General features: G+C 66.7%; 8 protein-coding genes. 5 read left to right on the top strand and 3 right to left on the bottom strand.

Annotated features, from left to right (window positions below):
* The first annotated feature begins 165 nt into the window (after positions 1-165).
* Positions 166-4,149, top strand: a complete 3,984-nt coding sequence (locus JOF56_RS60350) for a LamG-like jellyroll fold domain-containing protein (RefSeq protein ID WP_209644162.1) — start codon at positions 166-168, stop codon at positions 4,147-4,149.
* Positions 4,146-10,304, top strand: a complete 6,159-nt coding sequence (locus JOF56_RS37505) for an RHS repeat-associated core domain-containing protein (protein WP_209644161.1) — start codon at positions 4,146-4,148, stop codon at positions 10,302-10,304. Before JOF56_RS60350 ends, JOF56_RS37505 begins: the two co-directional genes overlap by 4 nt.
* Positions 10,305-10,393: 89 nt before the next feature.
* Here the strand turns inward: JOF56_RS37505 and JOF56_RS37500 are convergent, their stop codons facing one another.
* On the bottom strand, positions 10,394-11,209 hold the full coding sequence (locus JOF56_RS37500) for an alpha/beta fold hydrolase (RefSeq protein ID WP_209644160.1): 816 nt from the start codon (positions 11,207-11,209) through the stop codon (positions 10,394-10,396).
* A gap of 142 nt (positions 11,210-11,351) precedes the next feature.
* Between JOF56_RS37500 and JOF56_RS37495 the strand changes: the two genes are divergently transcribed.
* Entirely contained in the window at positions 11,352-12,194 is an 843-nt protein-coding gene (locus tag JOF56_RS37495; RefSeq protein ID WP_209644159.1) for a DUF4082 domain-containing protein, read from the top strand.
* Between the two features lies 1 nt (position 12,195).
* On the opposite strand, the gene JOF56_RS37490 is transcribed toward JOF56_RS37495, so the two are convergent.
* Entirely contained in the window at positions 12,196-12,939 is a 744-nt protein-coding gene (locus JOF56_RS37490; RefSeq protein WP_307855817.1) for a class I SAM-dependent DNA methyltransferase, read from the bottom strand.
* Between the two features lie 37 nt (positions 12,940-12,976).
* A complete protein-coding gene (locus JOF56_RS37485; protein WP_209644157.1) occupies positions 12,977-13,867 on the bottom strand; it encodes a formylglycine-generating enzyme family protein in 891 nt (296 codons plus the stop codon).
* 118 nt (positions 13,868-13,985) lie between these two features.
* Here JOF56_RS37485 and JOF56_RS37480 point away from each other — a divergent pair, with 118 nt between their 5' ends.
* Positions 13,986-14,585: a PadR family transcriptional regulator gene (locus tag JOF56_RS37480; RefSeq protein ID WP_209644156.1), complete on the top strand. Its 600-nt coding sequence runs from the start codon at positions 13,986-13,988 to the stop codon at positions 14,583-14,585.
* A complete protein-coding gene (locus tag JOF56_RS37475; protein WP_209644155.1) occupies positions 14,582-16,321 on the top strand; it encodes a sulfatase in 1,740 nt (579 codons plus the stop codon). The genes JOF56_RS37480 and JOF56_RS37475 overlap by 4 nt, the downstream gene beginning before the upstream one ends.
* The last annotated feature ends 51 nt before the right edge of the window (positions 16,322-16,372 follow it).

Below are 16,372 nucleotides of genomic sequence, written 5' to 3'. Positions count from 1 at the left end.
CGGAATACCGGTTTTGTACGGGACAGACCCAATAGCCGGGAGCGGCAGGTTTGTCCGCTTTCCTTGGAGCGCGAAAGGCTACCCCCGCCGCCTGCCTCCCCTGACACTGTGCGAAGTGCACTGTCGAGAGGGCACTGGGCAGCCCGTCAGGGCGGGGGGATTTTCGTGAAACGTAGGGTATCCGGCAGATCGGTCATTCTTGTCCTGGCGTTGGCGGCGGCGTTCGTGGGCGCCGGTGGCGTCCCGGCCGGCCACAGTCCTCCCAAGGCCGCCGAACAAGCCGAACAAGTCGAGCTCACCGGCCAGGGCACGGAGACCACCCGGGTGCTGGCCAATCCCAACGGCACACGCACCGTGGAGATGCATGCCACGCCGATCCGCGCGCGTCGTGGCGACAGTTGGGTTCCGCTGGACAATTCGCTTCATCCACAGCCGGACGGCAGGATCGCGCCGGCCGACTCGGCCACGCCGGTGGTGTTCTCGTCAGGCGGCTCGTCCCCCTTGGCGGTGTTCGGCGACCGGGACCGCCAGTTGGTTCTGCGTTGGCAGGGCAACCTGGCCAAGCCGACGCTGTCCGGCGACACGGCGACGTATCCGGACGTCCTGCCCGGGACCGACCTGCAGGTCAAGGCCACGCCCCAAGGGTTTAAGCATGTCCTCGTCGTCAAGACGCCACAGGCCGCACGTGATCCGCGCCTGGCGAAGGTAACGTTCGGCCTGGAGGCCAAAGGGCTTACCGTCCGGGCCGACCAGAGCGGCGTCCTCACCGTGACCGATGCCGCCGGCGCCGTGGCGTTCCAGGCACCTCCGCCCCAGATGTGGGACGCGAACCCGGAGCGGCGGAAGGTCACCATGCCGGTCACCGTCACCCCAGGCGAACTGACCATCGTGCCGGACCAGGCGCTGCTGACCGATCCGTCCGCACGGTTCCCGATCGAGATCGACCCGGACTGGAGTTCCGGCCGGAACGCCTGGGCACTGGTCTACGAGCAGCACCGCGACGACCACTACTGGTTCGGTGACGGCGACAACATCGCGAAGGTCGGCTACTCCGGCGACTGGGAGCCCAAGGCCGTCACTGTCCGGTCGTACTTCCAGTTCGACGTGGGCGCACTGGCCGGCAAGGACATCATCACCGCGGAGTTCAACGCCTACCAGTACTACTCCGCAAGCTGCACCAAGACCGGGACGACACTGTCCCAGACGACCCCGATCAGCGGCAGCACCAGCTGGAACAACCCGGGCTCCTGGCTGCGCGGGCTCGGCACGTACGAAGGCGCGTGGGGCCGTAAGGACTGCCCAGCCAGATCGATCGGGTTCAACGTGCGGGACGCGGTCAACGATCCGCGCGAGGGCGCGGTGACCGTAATGCTTACCACCGACGAGGGTGACAAGTACGCATGGCGCAAGTTCGACCCGGCCACGCCCTACATGGTCGTGACCTACAACGACGCGCCGGTCCAGCCGTGGTCGCTTTCCATCCACGGCAAGGAATGCACCGGCAAGGGTGATCCGGACATCGCGACCGGCACCCCGGTGCTGCGGGCGTCGGTCGGCGATCCGAATGGTGGCAATGTCCAGGCCGACTTCGAGTGGTTCGTACGCAACGGCGACATCCTCGGCGGCTACCGGGCTCAGCCACAGGCCAGCGGTACCGAGTTCGCGATGACGATTCCGGCGAACATCTATGGCGACGGTTCCGGGATCGCCTGGCGGGTGCGTGGCTGGGACGGCAGGGTGTGGGGACCGTGGTCGATCTGGTGCGGCGCGACGGTCGACCTGACCAAACCCGACAAACCGCCAACCGTGACATCGGCGCTGTACCCGGAGAACGGCGAGGGCGGGGCGCCCGGCAAAGCCGGCGCGTTCGTGTTCGGTGCCAACGGCGTGCCCGATGTCGCGGCGTTCAAGTACCGGCTCAGCGGCCAGTCGGAGCAGACCGTGACCGCTGTCAACGGGACTGCGACGGCGTCCGTCACGCCGCCGACGTCCGACCCGTACACGCTGGAGGTGACCAGTGTGGACAGAGCGGGCAATCGAGCCCTCCAGGAGAATACGAAGAAGTACCAGTTCCGGGTCGGCCTGCCGACCCCGCCAGTCGGCCATTGGCCGCTGGACGGCTATCACACCGTAACCGCGGCACCGGACGCCATGAACCGCAACAACGCCACGGTCAATGCGATCGGCCCGGCGTTGTGGACCAAGGGCCGGATCAACGACGCGCTCAAGCTCGACGGTTCGTCCGGTTACGCGTCCACGGCCGGGCCGGTGGTCGACACGAGCTCGAGCTTCACGGTGAGCGCCTGGGTGAAGCTCGATCGCGCGGCGGACCTGTGGTACTCCGCGCTCACCCAGCAGGGCACCAAGGTTCCCGGATTCGCCTTGCAGTACGCCGGGAACACCCGCAGCTGGTCGTTCTCCATGCTGACCGAGGACAAGATCGACCCCGGCATCGAGCAGGCCTACGACACGCAACCGCCCGTGGTCGGCCAGTGGACCCATCTGACCGGTGTGTACAACGCGTCTGATCGGCAGATGTCCTTGTATGTCAACGGACGGCTCGCGGGCACGGCGGCAAGGCACGGCAACTGGAACGCGACCGGCGGGCTGCAGATCGGCCGCGGTATGTGGAACGGGAACATCGGCGACTACTGGCCGGGAGCCATCGACGACGTCCGGGTCTACGACCGTGCGCTGCCGGACTTCGGCGGTGCCGGGCCGAGCGAGGTCGACAAGGCAGCCATCCAGCCTGCGAACCAGGAAGCCGTGTTCGCGTTCGACGAGAAGGCCGGCACGACAAGCCTTGACGTGTCCGGCAACTACCGTGAGTCCACTTTGGTCAACGGACCGACGTGGGCGCCTGGCAAGGTCGGCGCCGGCTCGATCCATTTCGACGGCCAGAACGACTACGTCAGCACGACCGCGCCGGCCGTACGTACCGACAACAGCTACACAGTGTCCGCATGGGCCCGGCCCGACCTGCTCAGACCAGGCACATTGGTCAGTCAGGACGGCGCCAACGGCGCCAGCGCGTTCTATCTGCAGTACCGGGGTGACAACAACTCCTGGGACTTCATGATCTCCAATTCGGACACCGCGAAGCCGACTGTGGTCATCGCCAAGGACACCGGGCCACCACAGACCGGATGGTCGCACCTGACCGGGGTCTACGACGCGTCCGTGCCCGAGATCAGGCTGTATGTCAACAGCGCGATGGTCGCCCGGAGTCCCGTGCCGGCCGGCGTGAACTGGAGCGCGCCGGGCCCGCTGCAGATCGGCCGCTCGAAGTGGGACAACCAGCTGGTCGACTTCTGGAACGGATGGATCGACGAGGTCCAGGTGTACACCGGGGTCCGTACCGACGACGAGATCCGCAAGGACTTCCTCAACCCGCCCGCGACCCGCGTGAACCTCGACAGCCTTGGCCGGTATGTCAACCACGACGGCGACCACTTCTTCACCAACGGCCCGGCCCCGGCGGGCTACCGGCTGGAGGGCTCGCTCGGCTGGCTCGCCCCGGCCGGCGCGCCCGGCACCAGGCTGCTCTACTCCTGCATGTTCGGCACGGACGAGTTCACATCGGTCATGCCGGACTGTGAGGGCCAGCGCCGGATCGCGACGCTCGGCTCGGTCTATGTCGAAGCGCCGCCGGGCGGCCCGTCCCACGCTCTCTACCGATGTGTTGTCAAGGGCAACGGCGACCATTTCATCTCGGTGATGTCCGACTGCGAAGGCCATACCAACGAAGGCAAACTCGGCTACGCGTTGCCGTACAAGATGCTCTACCGGACCGTGCGACGCGAAGGACGGGCCGACAACAGCAGCGAGACCGGGCTGGCGCCCCCGGGTTACGTCCGCGACCGTGCGCTCGGCGGGCTGGCGACGAGCCAGCTGCCCGGTACACGAGCGCTGATGCAGTGCCTGTTCAACGGCGAGCGGTTCACGTCGACCGCCGCCGACTGTGAAGGCCAGACCGTGGTCGACCGGATCGGCTGGATCTGGGACCAGCAACCGTCCGGCTTGGACACAGTTCGGCTGTACCGGTGCTCGGTGCCCGACGGCGAGCACTTCGATTCGACCGACCCGGATTGTGAGGGTCAGGAGACCAACGGACCGCTCGGCTACGTCCTGAAGGGGATAACAGCATGAGACGCGCGATTCTGGTGGCGGCACTGCTCGCCCCGATGATTGTCGCGACACCCGCCGTCGCGGATGACTGGACACCGGCCAAGCCGGGCGATCCAGGCCCGTTACGCACCGAGAAGCCGGTGCCGGGCACGACAATGCCCGTGACACCGGTCAGGCCGGACCCGGCCGCGGCCGGCCAGGTCCGGGGCAATCCGGCGGTGAAGTGGCCGGACCCGGGCTCGGCTGAGGTGGACCTGACCACGCCGGCCCAGCGGGCCGGCAGCGGAGAGGAGATGGTGCGGGCGGGCCTGACTCCGGTGTGGGTGGGCCGCAGCGGCTCGGGGCCCACCAAGATCCGGGTGAATGTCCTGGAGCGCAAGCAGGTCGACCTCGCGGGTGTCGTGGGAATGGCGGTCTCGCTCAAACGGACCGACCAGGGCAAGGCGGCCGGCCAGATCCCGGTACGGCTGGACTACTCCGGTTTCCGGGATGCCTACGGCGGTGACTGGGCGGCGCGGCTGCGGATCGTGGCCCTGCCCGGTTGCGCGGCCGAAACGCCGGACAAGCCGGAGTGCCGTGTCCAGAAACCGTTGCGCAGCACCAACAACACCAAGACCAACACAGTGACCGCGCAGGCCGAGGCCGGACCGGACGACACGGTCTACGCGCTGGCCGCGGGGAATTCCGGCGCCACCGGCGACTACACCGCGACCCCGCTGTCGGACGCCTCGAAATGGCAGGTCTCCGCGCAGTCGGGCAGCTTCTCGTGGTCCTACCCGTTGCGGACCCCGCCGGTCCCCGGTGGACTCCAGCCCCAGGTCGCGCTGTCCTACGGCTCGGGTTCGGTGGACGGCCGGACGGCGTCCACGAACAACCAGCCGACCTGGCTCGGCGAGGGCTGGGCGCTCTGGTCCGGGCAGATCACCTGGCGGTTCATGCCCTGCTCGCAGGACACCGCGAACGGCAGCCCGATGACCGGCGACCAGTGCTGGGCCGGCGACCACGCCTCGGTGGCGTTCAACGGAACCGCTTCGGACCTGGTCCGGATCGGGACCACCAACACCTGGCGGGCCACCACCGACGACGGCACCCGGTTCGAGCAGGAGTCCGGCGAGGACAACGGTGACCACGACAAGGAGCACTGGAAGGTCACCACGACCGACGGTACCCAGTACTTCTTCGGGTCCCGGCCGGAGGCCAACTCGACCTGGAACGTCCCGGTGTTCGGCAACGACCCGAACGAGCCGTGCCATCAGAACACGTTCGAGGCCTCGTCCTGTGACCAGGCCTGGCAGTGGAACCTCGACTACGTCGTGGACCGGCGCGGCAACACCATGAAGTACTTCTACGACAAGGAGACCAACAACTACGGCCTGAACCTGGGCAAGGTGACCGCGCCGTACACCAGGGGCGGCACGCTGCGGCGGATCGAGTACGGCACTCGCCGGGGCAGCACGGACTCAGCGCCGGCCTGGGTGGAGTTCGAGACTGCGGACCGCTGTGTGCCGGATTCCGACTGTGGCCACAATCCCGCCGCACAACCAGATGTTCCGTGGGACCGTGAGTGCACCGGCGGGCCCTGTGGCGACAAGATCTCCCCGACGTTCTGGAGCACCAAGCGACTGTCCAGGATCACCACGAAGATCCGGGTGGACGGCGTGGAGAAACCGGTGGACTCGTGGACGCTCGAGCACATGTTCCCCAACCCGGGTGACAACACCAAAGCCGCGCTGTGGCTGCAGAAGCTCACGCACGTCGGCCTCGGCGGCGGGCAACTGCCCGAGCCTGCGATCGAGTTCCGCGGTTCGGCGTACGCCAACCGGGTCAACACCGAGACCGACGGCCAGCCACCGCTGAACAAGTTCCGGCTGGAGGCCATCTACAACCCCACCGGCGGGGTCACCCAGATCGTCTGGGAGGACCCGGACTGCAAGCCCGGGGACAAGCCGGTCGCGGAGACCAACACCAAGCGGTGCTTCCCGGTGCGCTGGGTGCCCGCGCAGGGCGACGTGATCAACGACTGGTTCCACAAGTACGTGGTGCGGCAAGTGGACTTGACCGACCGGGTCGGTGGCGGCGCGACCCAGGTCACCAAGTACGACTATGTCGGCGGCGCCGCATGGCACTACAACAACGACCCGCTGATCCCGGCCGACCATCGCACCTGGTCGCAGTGGCGCGGTTACGGCAAGGTCGTGGTCCGCAACGGTGATCCGGGTCCCAGCAAGAGCGTCGTGGAGGGCAAGACAGAGTACTTGTACTACCGCGGCATGAACGGCGACTGGCGCAATCAGAAAGGTGACCCCAAGGACCCCGCGTATGTCGTGGACAGCCAGGGCGGCAAGCAGGAGGACAATCCCGGCCTTGAGGGGTTCGTTCGCGAGACGATCACCTACAACGGCGTCGGCGGCCCGGAGGTGACCGGCACCCTGGCGCTCCCGTCGATCAAACAGACCGCCAGCAAGGACGGCCTGACCTCGAACGTCGTCCGTACCGCGGAGAGCGAGACACGGACCGCGCTGGCCGTCGGCGATCCCCGGCGGACCAAGGTCCTCAACACCTACGACGATTTCGGGATTCTCACCAAGGTCGAAGACCTGGGGGACACTGGCCCTGGCAAGACCGATGACGACCGCTGCACTCACCACGAGTACGCCCGGGACGAGGCCAACTGGGTCCTCGCCCTGCCGAGCCGGGTGTACACCGACGGCGTGGGCTGCAAGGCAACACCGTCGTATCCGGCCGACTCGATCTCCGACGTCAAGACCTTCTACGACAACGCCGACCTGGGTGTCGCGCCGACAACCGGAACCTTGGTCCGCAACGAGCAGGTCTCCGGGTACGACACGACCGGCAAAGCCAGCTACGCCGTGGAATCGACGACCAAGTACGACTCATACGGCCGGGTGGAGAAGAGTTCCGACGCGTTGGGGCGCGAGACTGTCACGGCCTACACGACCACAACCGGCCTGACGACAGGCACGACTGTCACAGATCCGTTGGGGCACGCCACAACAGCCACGGTCGACCCGCGCTGGGGCAGCACATTGTCCTCAGTGGACGTAAATGGCCGGAAGATAGACAAGGAATACGACGCTCTCGGCCGGCTGACCGCGGTCTGGGACCCAGGCCGGTCCAAGGACGACGGCGAGGGCCCGCACGTGCGGTACACCTACCAGCTGCGTACCGACGGAGCCAGCTCGATCAGGACGGATGCCCTGAAGGCCAACGAGAACTACATCAGCAGCTTCGAGTTGTTCGACGGTTTCCTGCGGCCACGCCAGACGCAGAAGCTGGCGTGGGTGCAGCCCGACCAGCCGAAGAACAGCCGGGTGGTGACCGATGTCGAGTATGACTCACGCGGCCAGGTGGCGCGGACCAACGCCGAATACACCGCCGCCGGTGCCGCCGGTCCTGATCTGTTCAAAGTGGACGCCACAGCGGACGTCTCGGCGCAGTTGGTGACCAAGTACGACGGTACCGGCCGACCGGTGTCGGCCGCCTTGGTCAGCGCGGGCGTCGAGCAATGGCGTACCACCGCGGAGTACCGAGGTGACTCGGTGGCCACCATGCCGCCGGGCGGCGGGACCGCTACCACGGCGCTGATCGACGCCCGCGGCCAGACCACGAAGTTGCTCCAGCACAAGGAGCTCAACCTGGCCAGCGCCGCCGACGCCACGAGCTACACCTATACGAAGGCCGGCCAGCCCGCGACGATGACCGACGCCGTGGGCAACGTCTGGACCTACAACTACGACGTACGCGGCCGCCGGACCAGCTCCACCGATCCGGACAAGGGCACGACCACGATGACCTACAACAACGCCGGTCAGTTGACGACCCAGAAGGACGCCCGCGGCCAGACGGTCGTCTTCTCCTACGACAACGGCGGCCGCAAGACGGCGCTCCGCAAGGACTCTGAAACCGGCACTGCCCTTGCCGAGTGGAAGTACGATCCCGCGGGCGCGAAGGGCAAACTGGCGTCGTCGACCAGCTACCTCAACAGCAAGCCGTACAAGTTCACGGTCAACGGCTATGACGTGGCGTACCGGCCGATCTCGTCGCAGGTCGAGATTCCGGAGTCGGCCGACCCGGTCATGAACAAGCTCGCCGGGACATACACCAGCGGTGCCGCCTACCGTGCCAACGGCAGCCTTGTCCACGAGAAGCTGCCCAAGCTGGGAACGCTGGTCAGCGAGGAGGTCGACTACGAGTTCGACGACTTCGGGATGCCGAAGAAACTGGTCGGTACGAACACGACCACCTACGTCGGACTGACCCGGTACACCCCGTTCTACGAGACGGAGATGACCCGGTTCGGCCTTGAGGGCGCTGAGCTGTGGGAGCAGCAGGACTACGACCGGATCACCCGGCGGATGTCCTCGATCCGCGTGCAGCACCGCAAGTCGACCGACATCCAGGCCGACGACACGCTGGCCTACGACCCGTCCGGAAACGTCACGAAACTGACAGACGCCACTCCCGGCGCGGCCAAGGACACCCAGTGCTTCACCTACGACTACCTGCGGCGCGTCAACGACGCCTGGACGTCCACCACGGACTGTGCGGGCGGGGTGGGCAGCAACCTCGGTAACACGGCGCAGTACTGGACAACGTACGGCTACGACGCGATCGGCAACCGGACGACCGAGAACCAGCACACCACCAACACCGTACGTACGACGAAGTATCCCGATCCCAAGCAGCCACGGCCGCACTCACCGCTGTCGACGAAGACCGGCGCGAACACGGTGACATACGGGTACAACGAGATCGGTGCGACCACGAGCCGGCCGGCGCCGACCGGGGGCACGCAGGCGCTCACCTGGGACGAGCAGGGCAGGCTCGCCTCGGCCGGATCGTCCACGTACGTCTACGACGCCGACGGCACGCGGCTGATCACCAAGGACGACAAGGGCGCGACCCTGCACCTGGCGAGCGGCGAACTGCGGTACGACACGGCTTCCGGCACACTGACCGGCACCCGGGTTTACGTCCACAATGGATCCAGGGTGGCCGTGCGGACCGGCAAGAACCTGACCGACGTCACCTACCTGCTGCAGGACCACCACGGCACGGACAACGTCGCGGTCAATGCCAGCAGCCTGCAGGTGACGCGGCGCAGGCTGGACGTGTTCGGCCAGTCCCGGGGCGCGCAGTCGCCGACGTGGCCGAGCACCAAGGGGTTCGTCGGCGGCACGACCGAGGCGGCCACCGGACTGACCCACATCGGCGCCCGCAGTTACGACCCGGCGACCGGGAAGTTCCTGTCGGTGGACCCGTTGTTGTCGCCCGGTGACCCTCAAGGGTTCAACGCGTACGCGTACGCCAACAACAACCCGGTGACGTTCGCCGACTCGACCGGCCTGGCCAGGGACCGCGGCGACAACACCGACTGCCCGCCGGGCACCAGCTCCTGCTGGGCCGCTCCGCCACCGGCTCCCCCTGCACAACCCGCGCCGCCGTCCCCATCGCCGCGCGGCAGCGACAACACCCGGTGCTCCCCTGGCACCTACGACTGCTGGACCGGGCCGCTGCCATCCCGGCCGAACCAGACAAAGAGCGTGCCACGAGTACAAGACGACTGCTACGGCCCGCTCGGCGACAAGAAGTTGGCGTGCTACACCAAGGAAGATTGGGACAAGTGGGTGGACAGCAGCTGCGCGCGTAGCTACTCGCCGCTGCGGTCGGACGTGTCCGGCTCCTGCAAGTCCTATGACAAGCGACGCAAGGCGAACGACGAGGAGAACGCCCGCGAGGACCGCAAGAACCGGGAGCTGGCCAAACAGGCGAAACAGGCCGAACTGGAGGCCAAGAAGGTCAACACCGTGCTCTACTGCGGCACGGTCAACCTGGTCATCGTCGGCTTTGAGCGTTGCCAGGGCACCGACAAGCAAGGCACGTTCTTCGCCGACAGCATGATCTCCATGCCGTTGGCTCTCGGAGTGAGCGGAAGCGTCCGCGCCTTGCCGGGCCAGCGCAGCATGGCAGAAGGCGTATCCGTCTGGGCTACCGGCGGGGCCCGGTTCGTCGAGGTCGGCGGGTCGGCCACGGTGCTCGGTCCGAACAAGGTCGATACAGACCCCAGCCACTGGACGACATCGTACGGCGGCGGCGCGAACATCGGCTTGCCCTTCGCGACCGGCTACGCGAAGACCTGGATACATACCCGATGAGTTGACGTCCACAACCCAGTCGGCCGGCGCGACTCGCGCCGGCCGACTGGCGTTGAGCGGTAGAGATCAGGATCTGCAGCAGGGGCGGTTCAGGGCAGCTCGGTGACGAACTCTGTCAGCACGGCGGCGAACTTCTCAGGCGCTTCTTCCTGCGGTGCGTGGCCCGCGCCGGGCAGTATTCGCACTCCCCCGCGCCACATTGTCGGCATGGTGAGCTTGCGCAGGTAGTCCAGGCTGACGAGTTGTTCGCCCTCGCCGTGCAGTACCGCCAGTGGCTGTGACAGCTCAGCGGCGATCTGTACTTCGTCGGTGAACCGGCCCGCACCGATGCTTGCCATCAGTCCGGCGCGGGCGGCACCGTCGGTGGCCAGGATGTCGGCGACGAAGTCCGTCAGCGGGAACGTCGAACCGGGTGCCAGGAAGCTGGCGGCGTAGGACCGGGCGGCGTCGGCATCCACCTCGGCGGTGAAGCCCACGTTCATCGCGGGGTTCGGCAGGAACGCCTCGGCGAGCTGAGCCGGTGACCCGACTGGTGGCGTCCCGAAGATCACGAACCCGGCGGCGTCCGGCAGCTGCGGCGCTGCCTCGAGCGCGATGTGCCCACCGAGACTCCAGCCGACGACAACAGCGTCCTCCGCACTGGTGGCCGCCATGAACCCGGCCACGATGCCTGCGTAACCGGGCATCGAGTAGAGGTCCGTGTCCGCTGCGGGCTTGGACCGGCCATGCCCCGGCAAATCCAATGCCAGGCAACGAAACTGCGCGCCGAAGGCCCCATCCATGAGGGCGTGCCAGGTACGACTGGAGGACGAGTTGCCGTGCACCAGCACCACCGGCCGCCCGGTGCCGGCCGACTCGCGACAGACGAGTTCCTGCCCAGCCACAATCACAGTGTTCTCACTCAACGGACGGATCTCCTCGCGCGGCGGCATTTCGCCGGTAGCCTCTCACGCCACAGGACCGAACGCGAGGCACGCGTTCGGCTCAATCTGTTCCGGCCGAACGCAAAAGCCGTAACGGACTGAACGGATCCGCCGCTGCACGGGTATGTCCCGACTGTTATCAGTACTCCTGGCAGTGATCATGGTGCTGGCGGTGCCGGTCGGCGTGGCCCATGCCGACTACCCCATCGCCCACTTCACCTCACCCACGTCCGGTGCGAGCATCGACACCGGAACTCCCGTATTACTCGCCGGTGTGGCCGTGAACGGTGAGGCCGGCGGCGTGGTCTCCGTGGAGGTCTCCTCCGACGAGGGCGAAACCTGGCAACAGGCCGAATACGCCGACGAGACATGGTCGTATGTGTTCACTCCCACCGAGCCCGGAACGGTCAACCTCTACTCACGCGCTTCGACCAACAGCACCGTAGGCGTCGTCAACGGCCCTGTGGTCCTGCACGTCGGCGAGCCGGGCACGGTGACACTGTCCGGCGACCGCTTCCGGCTGCCGTCGCTGCCTGGCAAACCGCAGATCAACGAGGCGGACGACCAGCCGGTGGAAGTAGGGATACGCACCCGGCTCGACCGGAGCGGCCACATCACCGGGGCGATCATCTACCGCGGTTCCTACAGTGGTCCCGTCACACTGCGTGTCTGGGGGCCGGACGGAACACTGCTCGGCGAGCAAGCCGCAGGATCGGCTGTCTACAGCCAACGCATCACGCTCAGCACGCCCGTCCCTGCCGTGGAGGGAACGGACTATGTCGTGTCCTACTACACGCCTTCAGGCGGCTACGCGCAGACCGAGGAGTACTTCACCGGTGCGGTGATCACCGCACCGTTCACCGCACCACCCGCTGCGGGCGTGTACCACTATGGGGTCGACGGAGGATTCCCGACCGACACATGGCACAACGCCAACTACTGGGTGATGCCGCTGTTCGGGCCCTGACTCACCGCTTTTCCCAGACCGACACGTGTTTGGTGCTCTCGGCGGTGAACTCCGAGCGGTCCCAGCCGGCCCAGCGGTGCTTCAGGCTCATTCCCGCGATGCGTGCCATGAGGTCCATCTCGGCCGGCCAGACGTACCGGAAGGGGATACGGCGGAACCGTCCCTTCCCGTCCGGGGGCACGGTGACGTGGTTCGACGTGAACTCCTGCGTGACCACGTCGTACTGGTCGAACCCGACGTAGCCTGGCGTCACCACGAACGGGACGGCGTCCTGCCCGGGTGGGAGGCGACGCAGGTTCGGCACGCCCACCTCGACGAGGAACAGGCCGCCCGGCCGCAGGTGCGCGGCCGCGTTGCGGAAAACGTCGACCTGACCGTCCTGTGTGGTCACGTTGTTGATTGTGTTGAACACCAGATAGACCAGCGAGAACTGACCATCCACCCGCGTCGTGGTCATGTCGCCGATCGTGACCTCGATGCTGTCGCCGCCCGGCTTGCTCGCGATTCGTGCCGCCATCGCCTGGCTCAGTTCGATGCCGCTCACCGGCACGCCGCGAGCGGCCAGCGGCGCGGCGATCCGGCCGGTCCCGACCGCGAACTCGAGTACCGGGCCGTCGGCCAGATCTTCGAGTACGTCCACCGCGGGCGTCACCACCTCGGACGAGTTCGCACCGCCCGGGTCGTCATAGCCGACGGCCACGCTCTCGGGGAACCAGCCGTCCGCGGGGTCATCTCCAGCATTGATCACGATCATCGACGCTATGCCCGCGCCTGCAGACTCCTCAACGTATTTTCGAATCCGCGGCGGTACGGAAGCCAAGGTTGCCAGAAGAGCTGTCCGGGCTGTTGGCTGTGCGAGCGGCCACGCGGTAGCGGTTGCAGTACGAGTCGTGGCACAGGTACGAGCCACCGCGCATGGCGCGGTTGGCCTGGGCCGGGTCGAACCATTCGGCGCACCACTCCCAGACGTTGCCGGACATGTTGTAGAGCCCGAAACCGTTGGGCGCGAAGGCGTCTACGGGCGCGGTGCCTGAGTAGCCGTCCTCAGCGGTGTCGCTGACCGGAAATCGGCCCTGCCAGATGTTGCATCGATGCTCACCGTCCGGGGTCAGCTCGTCACCCCACGGGTACCGCGCCTGGTCCAATCCGCCCCGGGCCGCGTACTCCCACTCCGCCTCGGTCGGCAGCCGCCGTCCTGCCCACTCGCAGTAGGCGACCGCGTCGTGCCACGACATGTGAATGACGGGATGGTCCCAGCGGCCGTCCAGATCGCTCCCCGGCCCCTCGGGATGCCGCCAGAACGCGCCGGACACACCACACCACCACGGTGTCCTTTCCGGTCGTGGCGACTGCTTGCGCAGCTCGCCGGGCAGGAACTTCGCGAACACGTAGCTCCAGCCGAACTTCTCCGCGTCCGTGCGATAGCCGGTGGCGTCCACGAACTCGGCAAAACGTTCGTTCGAGACACAGCACGCGTCGATCGCGAACGGCGCCACTGTGACCTCGCGGACGGGACCCTCGTGATCCTCCGGGAAACCGTCCGTGTCCTCAGTGCCCATCCGGAACACCCCGCCAGGCACCCAGACCAGGCCGTCCCGGTCAGTCCGCCCCTGCTCGACAGGTGTCCGGGCCTGGTCCTGTGTGGATCGCGATGGTGGGCAACATCCGGGCATACCCGCATCCTCGCATGACCAGAGCCAACCAACCATATGAGTTGTAGAATACCATGACACTTGTGGAGTACCCTGTCGGCGAGGTCTCACGGTCGTCTCGACATGAAGGACGCTGGCGATGAAGCTTGAGAACATCCTGTTGGGCGTGCTGCTGCAAAAACCCAGCACGGGCTACGACCTCAAGAAGTACCTCGACACCGTCGGGCGGTTCCAGCGATCCAACACCCAGATGAGCCAGGTGTACCGGTCACTGTCCAAAATGGAGGACGAGGGCTGGGTGACGCACACCGTCGAGCCACGGCCCGGTGCCCAGGACGCCAAGCGGTACCACGTCACCGACGAGGGCACGACACTGTTCCTCGACTGGTTGACAGGCCCTTATCACCCGCCCACCCGATTCCAGGACCCGGAGTTCGGGGTCCGGCTGAGCTTCGCCGGGTTCATGGGCGTCGAGGAGGTGCTCCGCCTGCTGGAAACCGAGATCAGCACCCGGCGTGACGAGATCGCCCGGTTCCGCTTCCGGGACCGGAAACTGCCGCTGGATCCCGCGTGGGCGTTCGACACGGATCTGGCCGGCTTCATCGGCGAGTGGTCGCACCAGACCGGCGCCGCCGCAATGGACGCGCACGTCGCCGCCTGCGAGGCACTGCGCGAAAGCCTGCTCGACGGCGCGGCCCAAGGTGTCCGGAAGGCACACAACCGCGAGGGCGTCCGATGAGGGCGATCATTCTCATGTTCGACAGCCTCAACCGGCACATGCTGCCGCCCTACGCGGACACGTTCGTGCAGGCGCCGAACTTCCGCAGGCTGTCGGAACGCGCGGTCACGTTCGACAACTTCTACGCCGGATCCATGCCTTGCATGCCCGCCCGGCGCGAGATGCACACCGGCCGGCACAACTTCCTGCACCGCAGCTGGGGCCCACTCGAACCGTTCGACGACTCGATGCCACAACTGTTGCGGGACAACGGCATCCACACCCACCTAGCCTCAGACCACCCGCACTACTGGGAAGACGGCGGCGCCACCTACCACACCCGGTACACCACGTGGGAATTCTTCCGCGGCCAGGAAGGCGACCCGTGGAAGGGAGTCGTGGGCGGGCCCACTGTTCCGTTCGCGGCGATGCGCCGTCAGGACGAGATCAACCGGCGGTACATGCCCACCGAGGCCGAGCACTCCCAGACCCGGACCGTCGACGCCGGGCTGCACTTCCTGGAGACCAACGCCGCCGCCGACAACTGGCTGCTGCAAGTGGAACTGTTCGACCCACACGAACCGTTCTTCACCCACCAGAACTACAAAGATCTCTACCCGCACGACTACAACGGACCCAAGTTCGACTGGCCCGGCTACGAGAAAGTCACCGAGCCATCGTCCCAAGTGGAGCATGCCAGGCACGAGTACGCGGCCCTGGTGTCCATGTGCGACCGTTCGCTCGGCCGAATCCTCGACTTCATGGACGCCCACGACATGTGGGACGACACCATGTTGCTCGTCAACACCGACCACGGCTATCTGCTCGGCGAGCACGGCTGGTGGGCCAAGTCGGTCATGCCCTGGTACAACGAACTCGTCCACTTGCCGATGTTCCTGTGGGACCCACGCACCGGCGAACACGGCACCCGCAGGAGCGCACTCGCCCAGACCATCGACATCGCGCCCACCATCCTGCGGTACTTCGGTCTAGAACCCCCGCAGGACATGCAGGGCCACGACCTCGCTGACCACGATGAGCCCGACGGAGTCCTGTTCGGTATCCACGGCGGACACGTCAACGTCACCGACGGCCGATTCGTCTACATGCGAGCCGCCGCGACCGAGGCCAACACCCCGCTCGACCAGTACACCTTGATGCCCACCCACATGCGGTCCCGTTTCAGCACCCAGGAACTCGCCCACTGGGAACCCGCCGACCCGTTGCCCTTCACCAAAGGACTAAGGCTGATGCGAATGCCGGCCGCGACAGGCTGGATGAACCCCTGGCGGCACGGCACCCTGCTGTTCGACCTCGAAACCGACCCGGCCCAGCACCACCCGCTCGCCGACGACGAGCAGGAACTACGCATGCTCCGCCTGCTCGCCCGGCTCATGCACGAAAACGACGCCCCAGCCAGCCAATTCGAACGACTCGGTCTCCCCTTCGACACCGAACCATGCCCGGAACACCTCCTCGTCCGTGCGCAGGCCGCACGCGCGACCACAGTCGCGGAACCACTTCCGTCACCTGGAGACCTGCCCGCCACCGAACTACTCGACACGCCCCTGTTGGAACTGCTGCAGAACCCCGCCGCACGGACCGTGATCGAACGGCATGTCCCCGGGTTGGTCCACACCGAACTGCTCACCCTGCCGCCCTCGGCCACACTGCTTCGGCTTGCCCGGCTCGCGATCATTCCAACCGCGACAGTGCGCGCACTTGCCGAGGACCTCGCCTCGAACTTATGCGGTTGAGGCATCCAGGTCCGGGACGGGCCGCTCGCCCATATGATGCCGAGTTGTGAT

This window comes from Kibdelosporangium banguiense (assembly GCF_017876405.1).
Classification (GTDB): domain Bacteria; phylum Actinomycetota; class Actinomycetes; order Mycobacteriales; family Pseudonocardiaceae; genus Kibdelosporangium; species Kibdelosporangium banguiense.
This window is presented reverse-complemented; position numbering and strand designations above follow the sequence as displayed.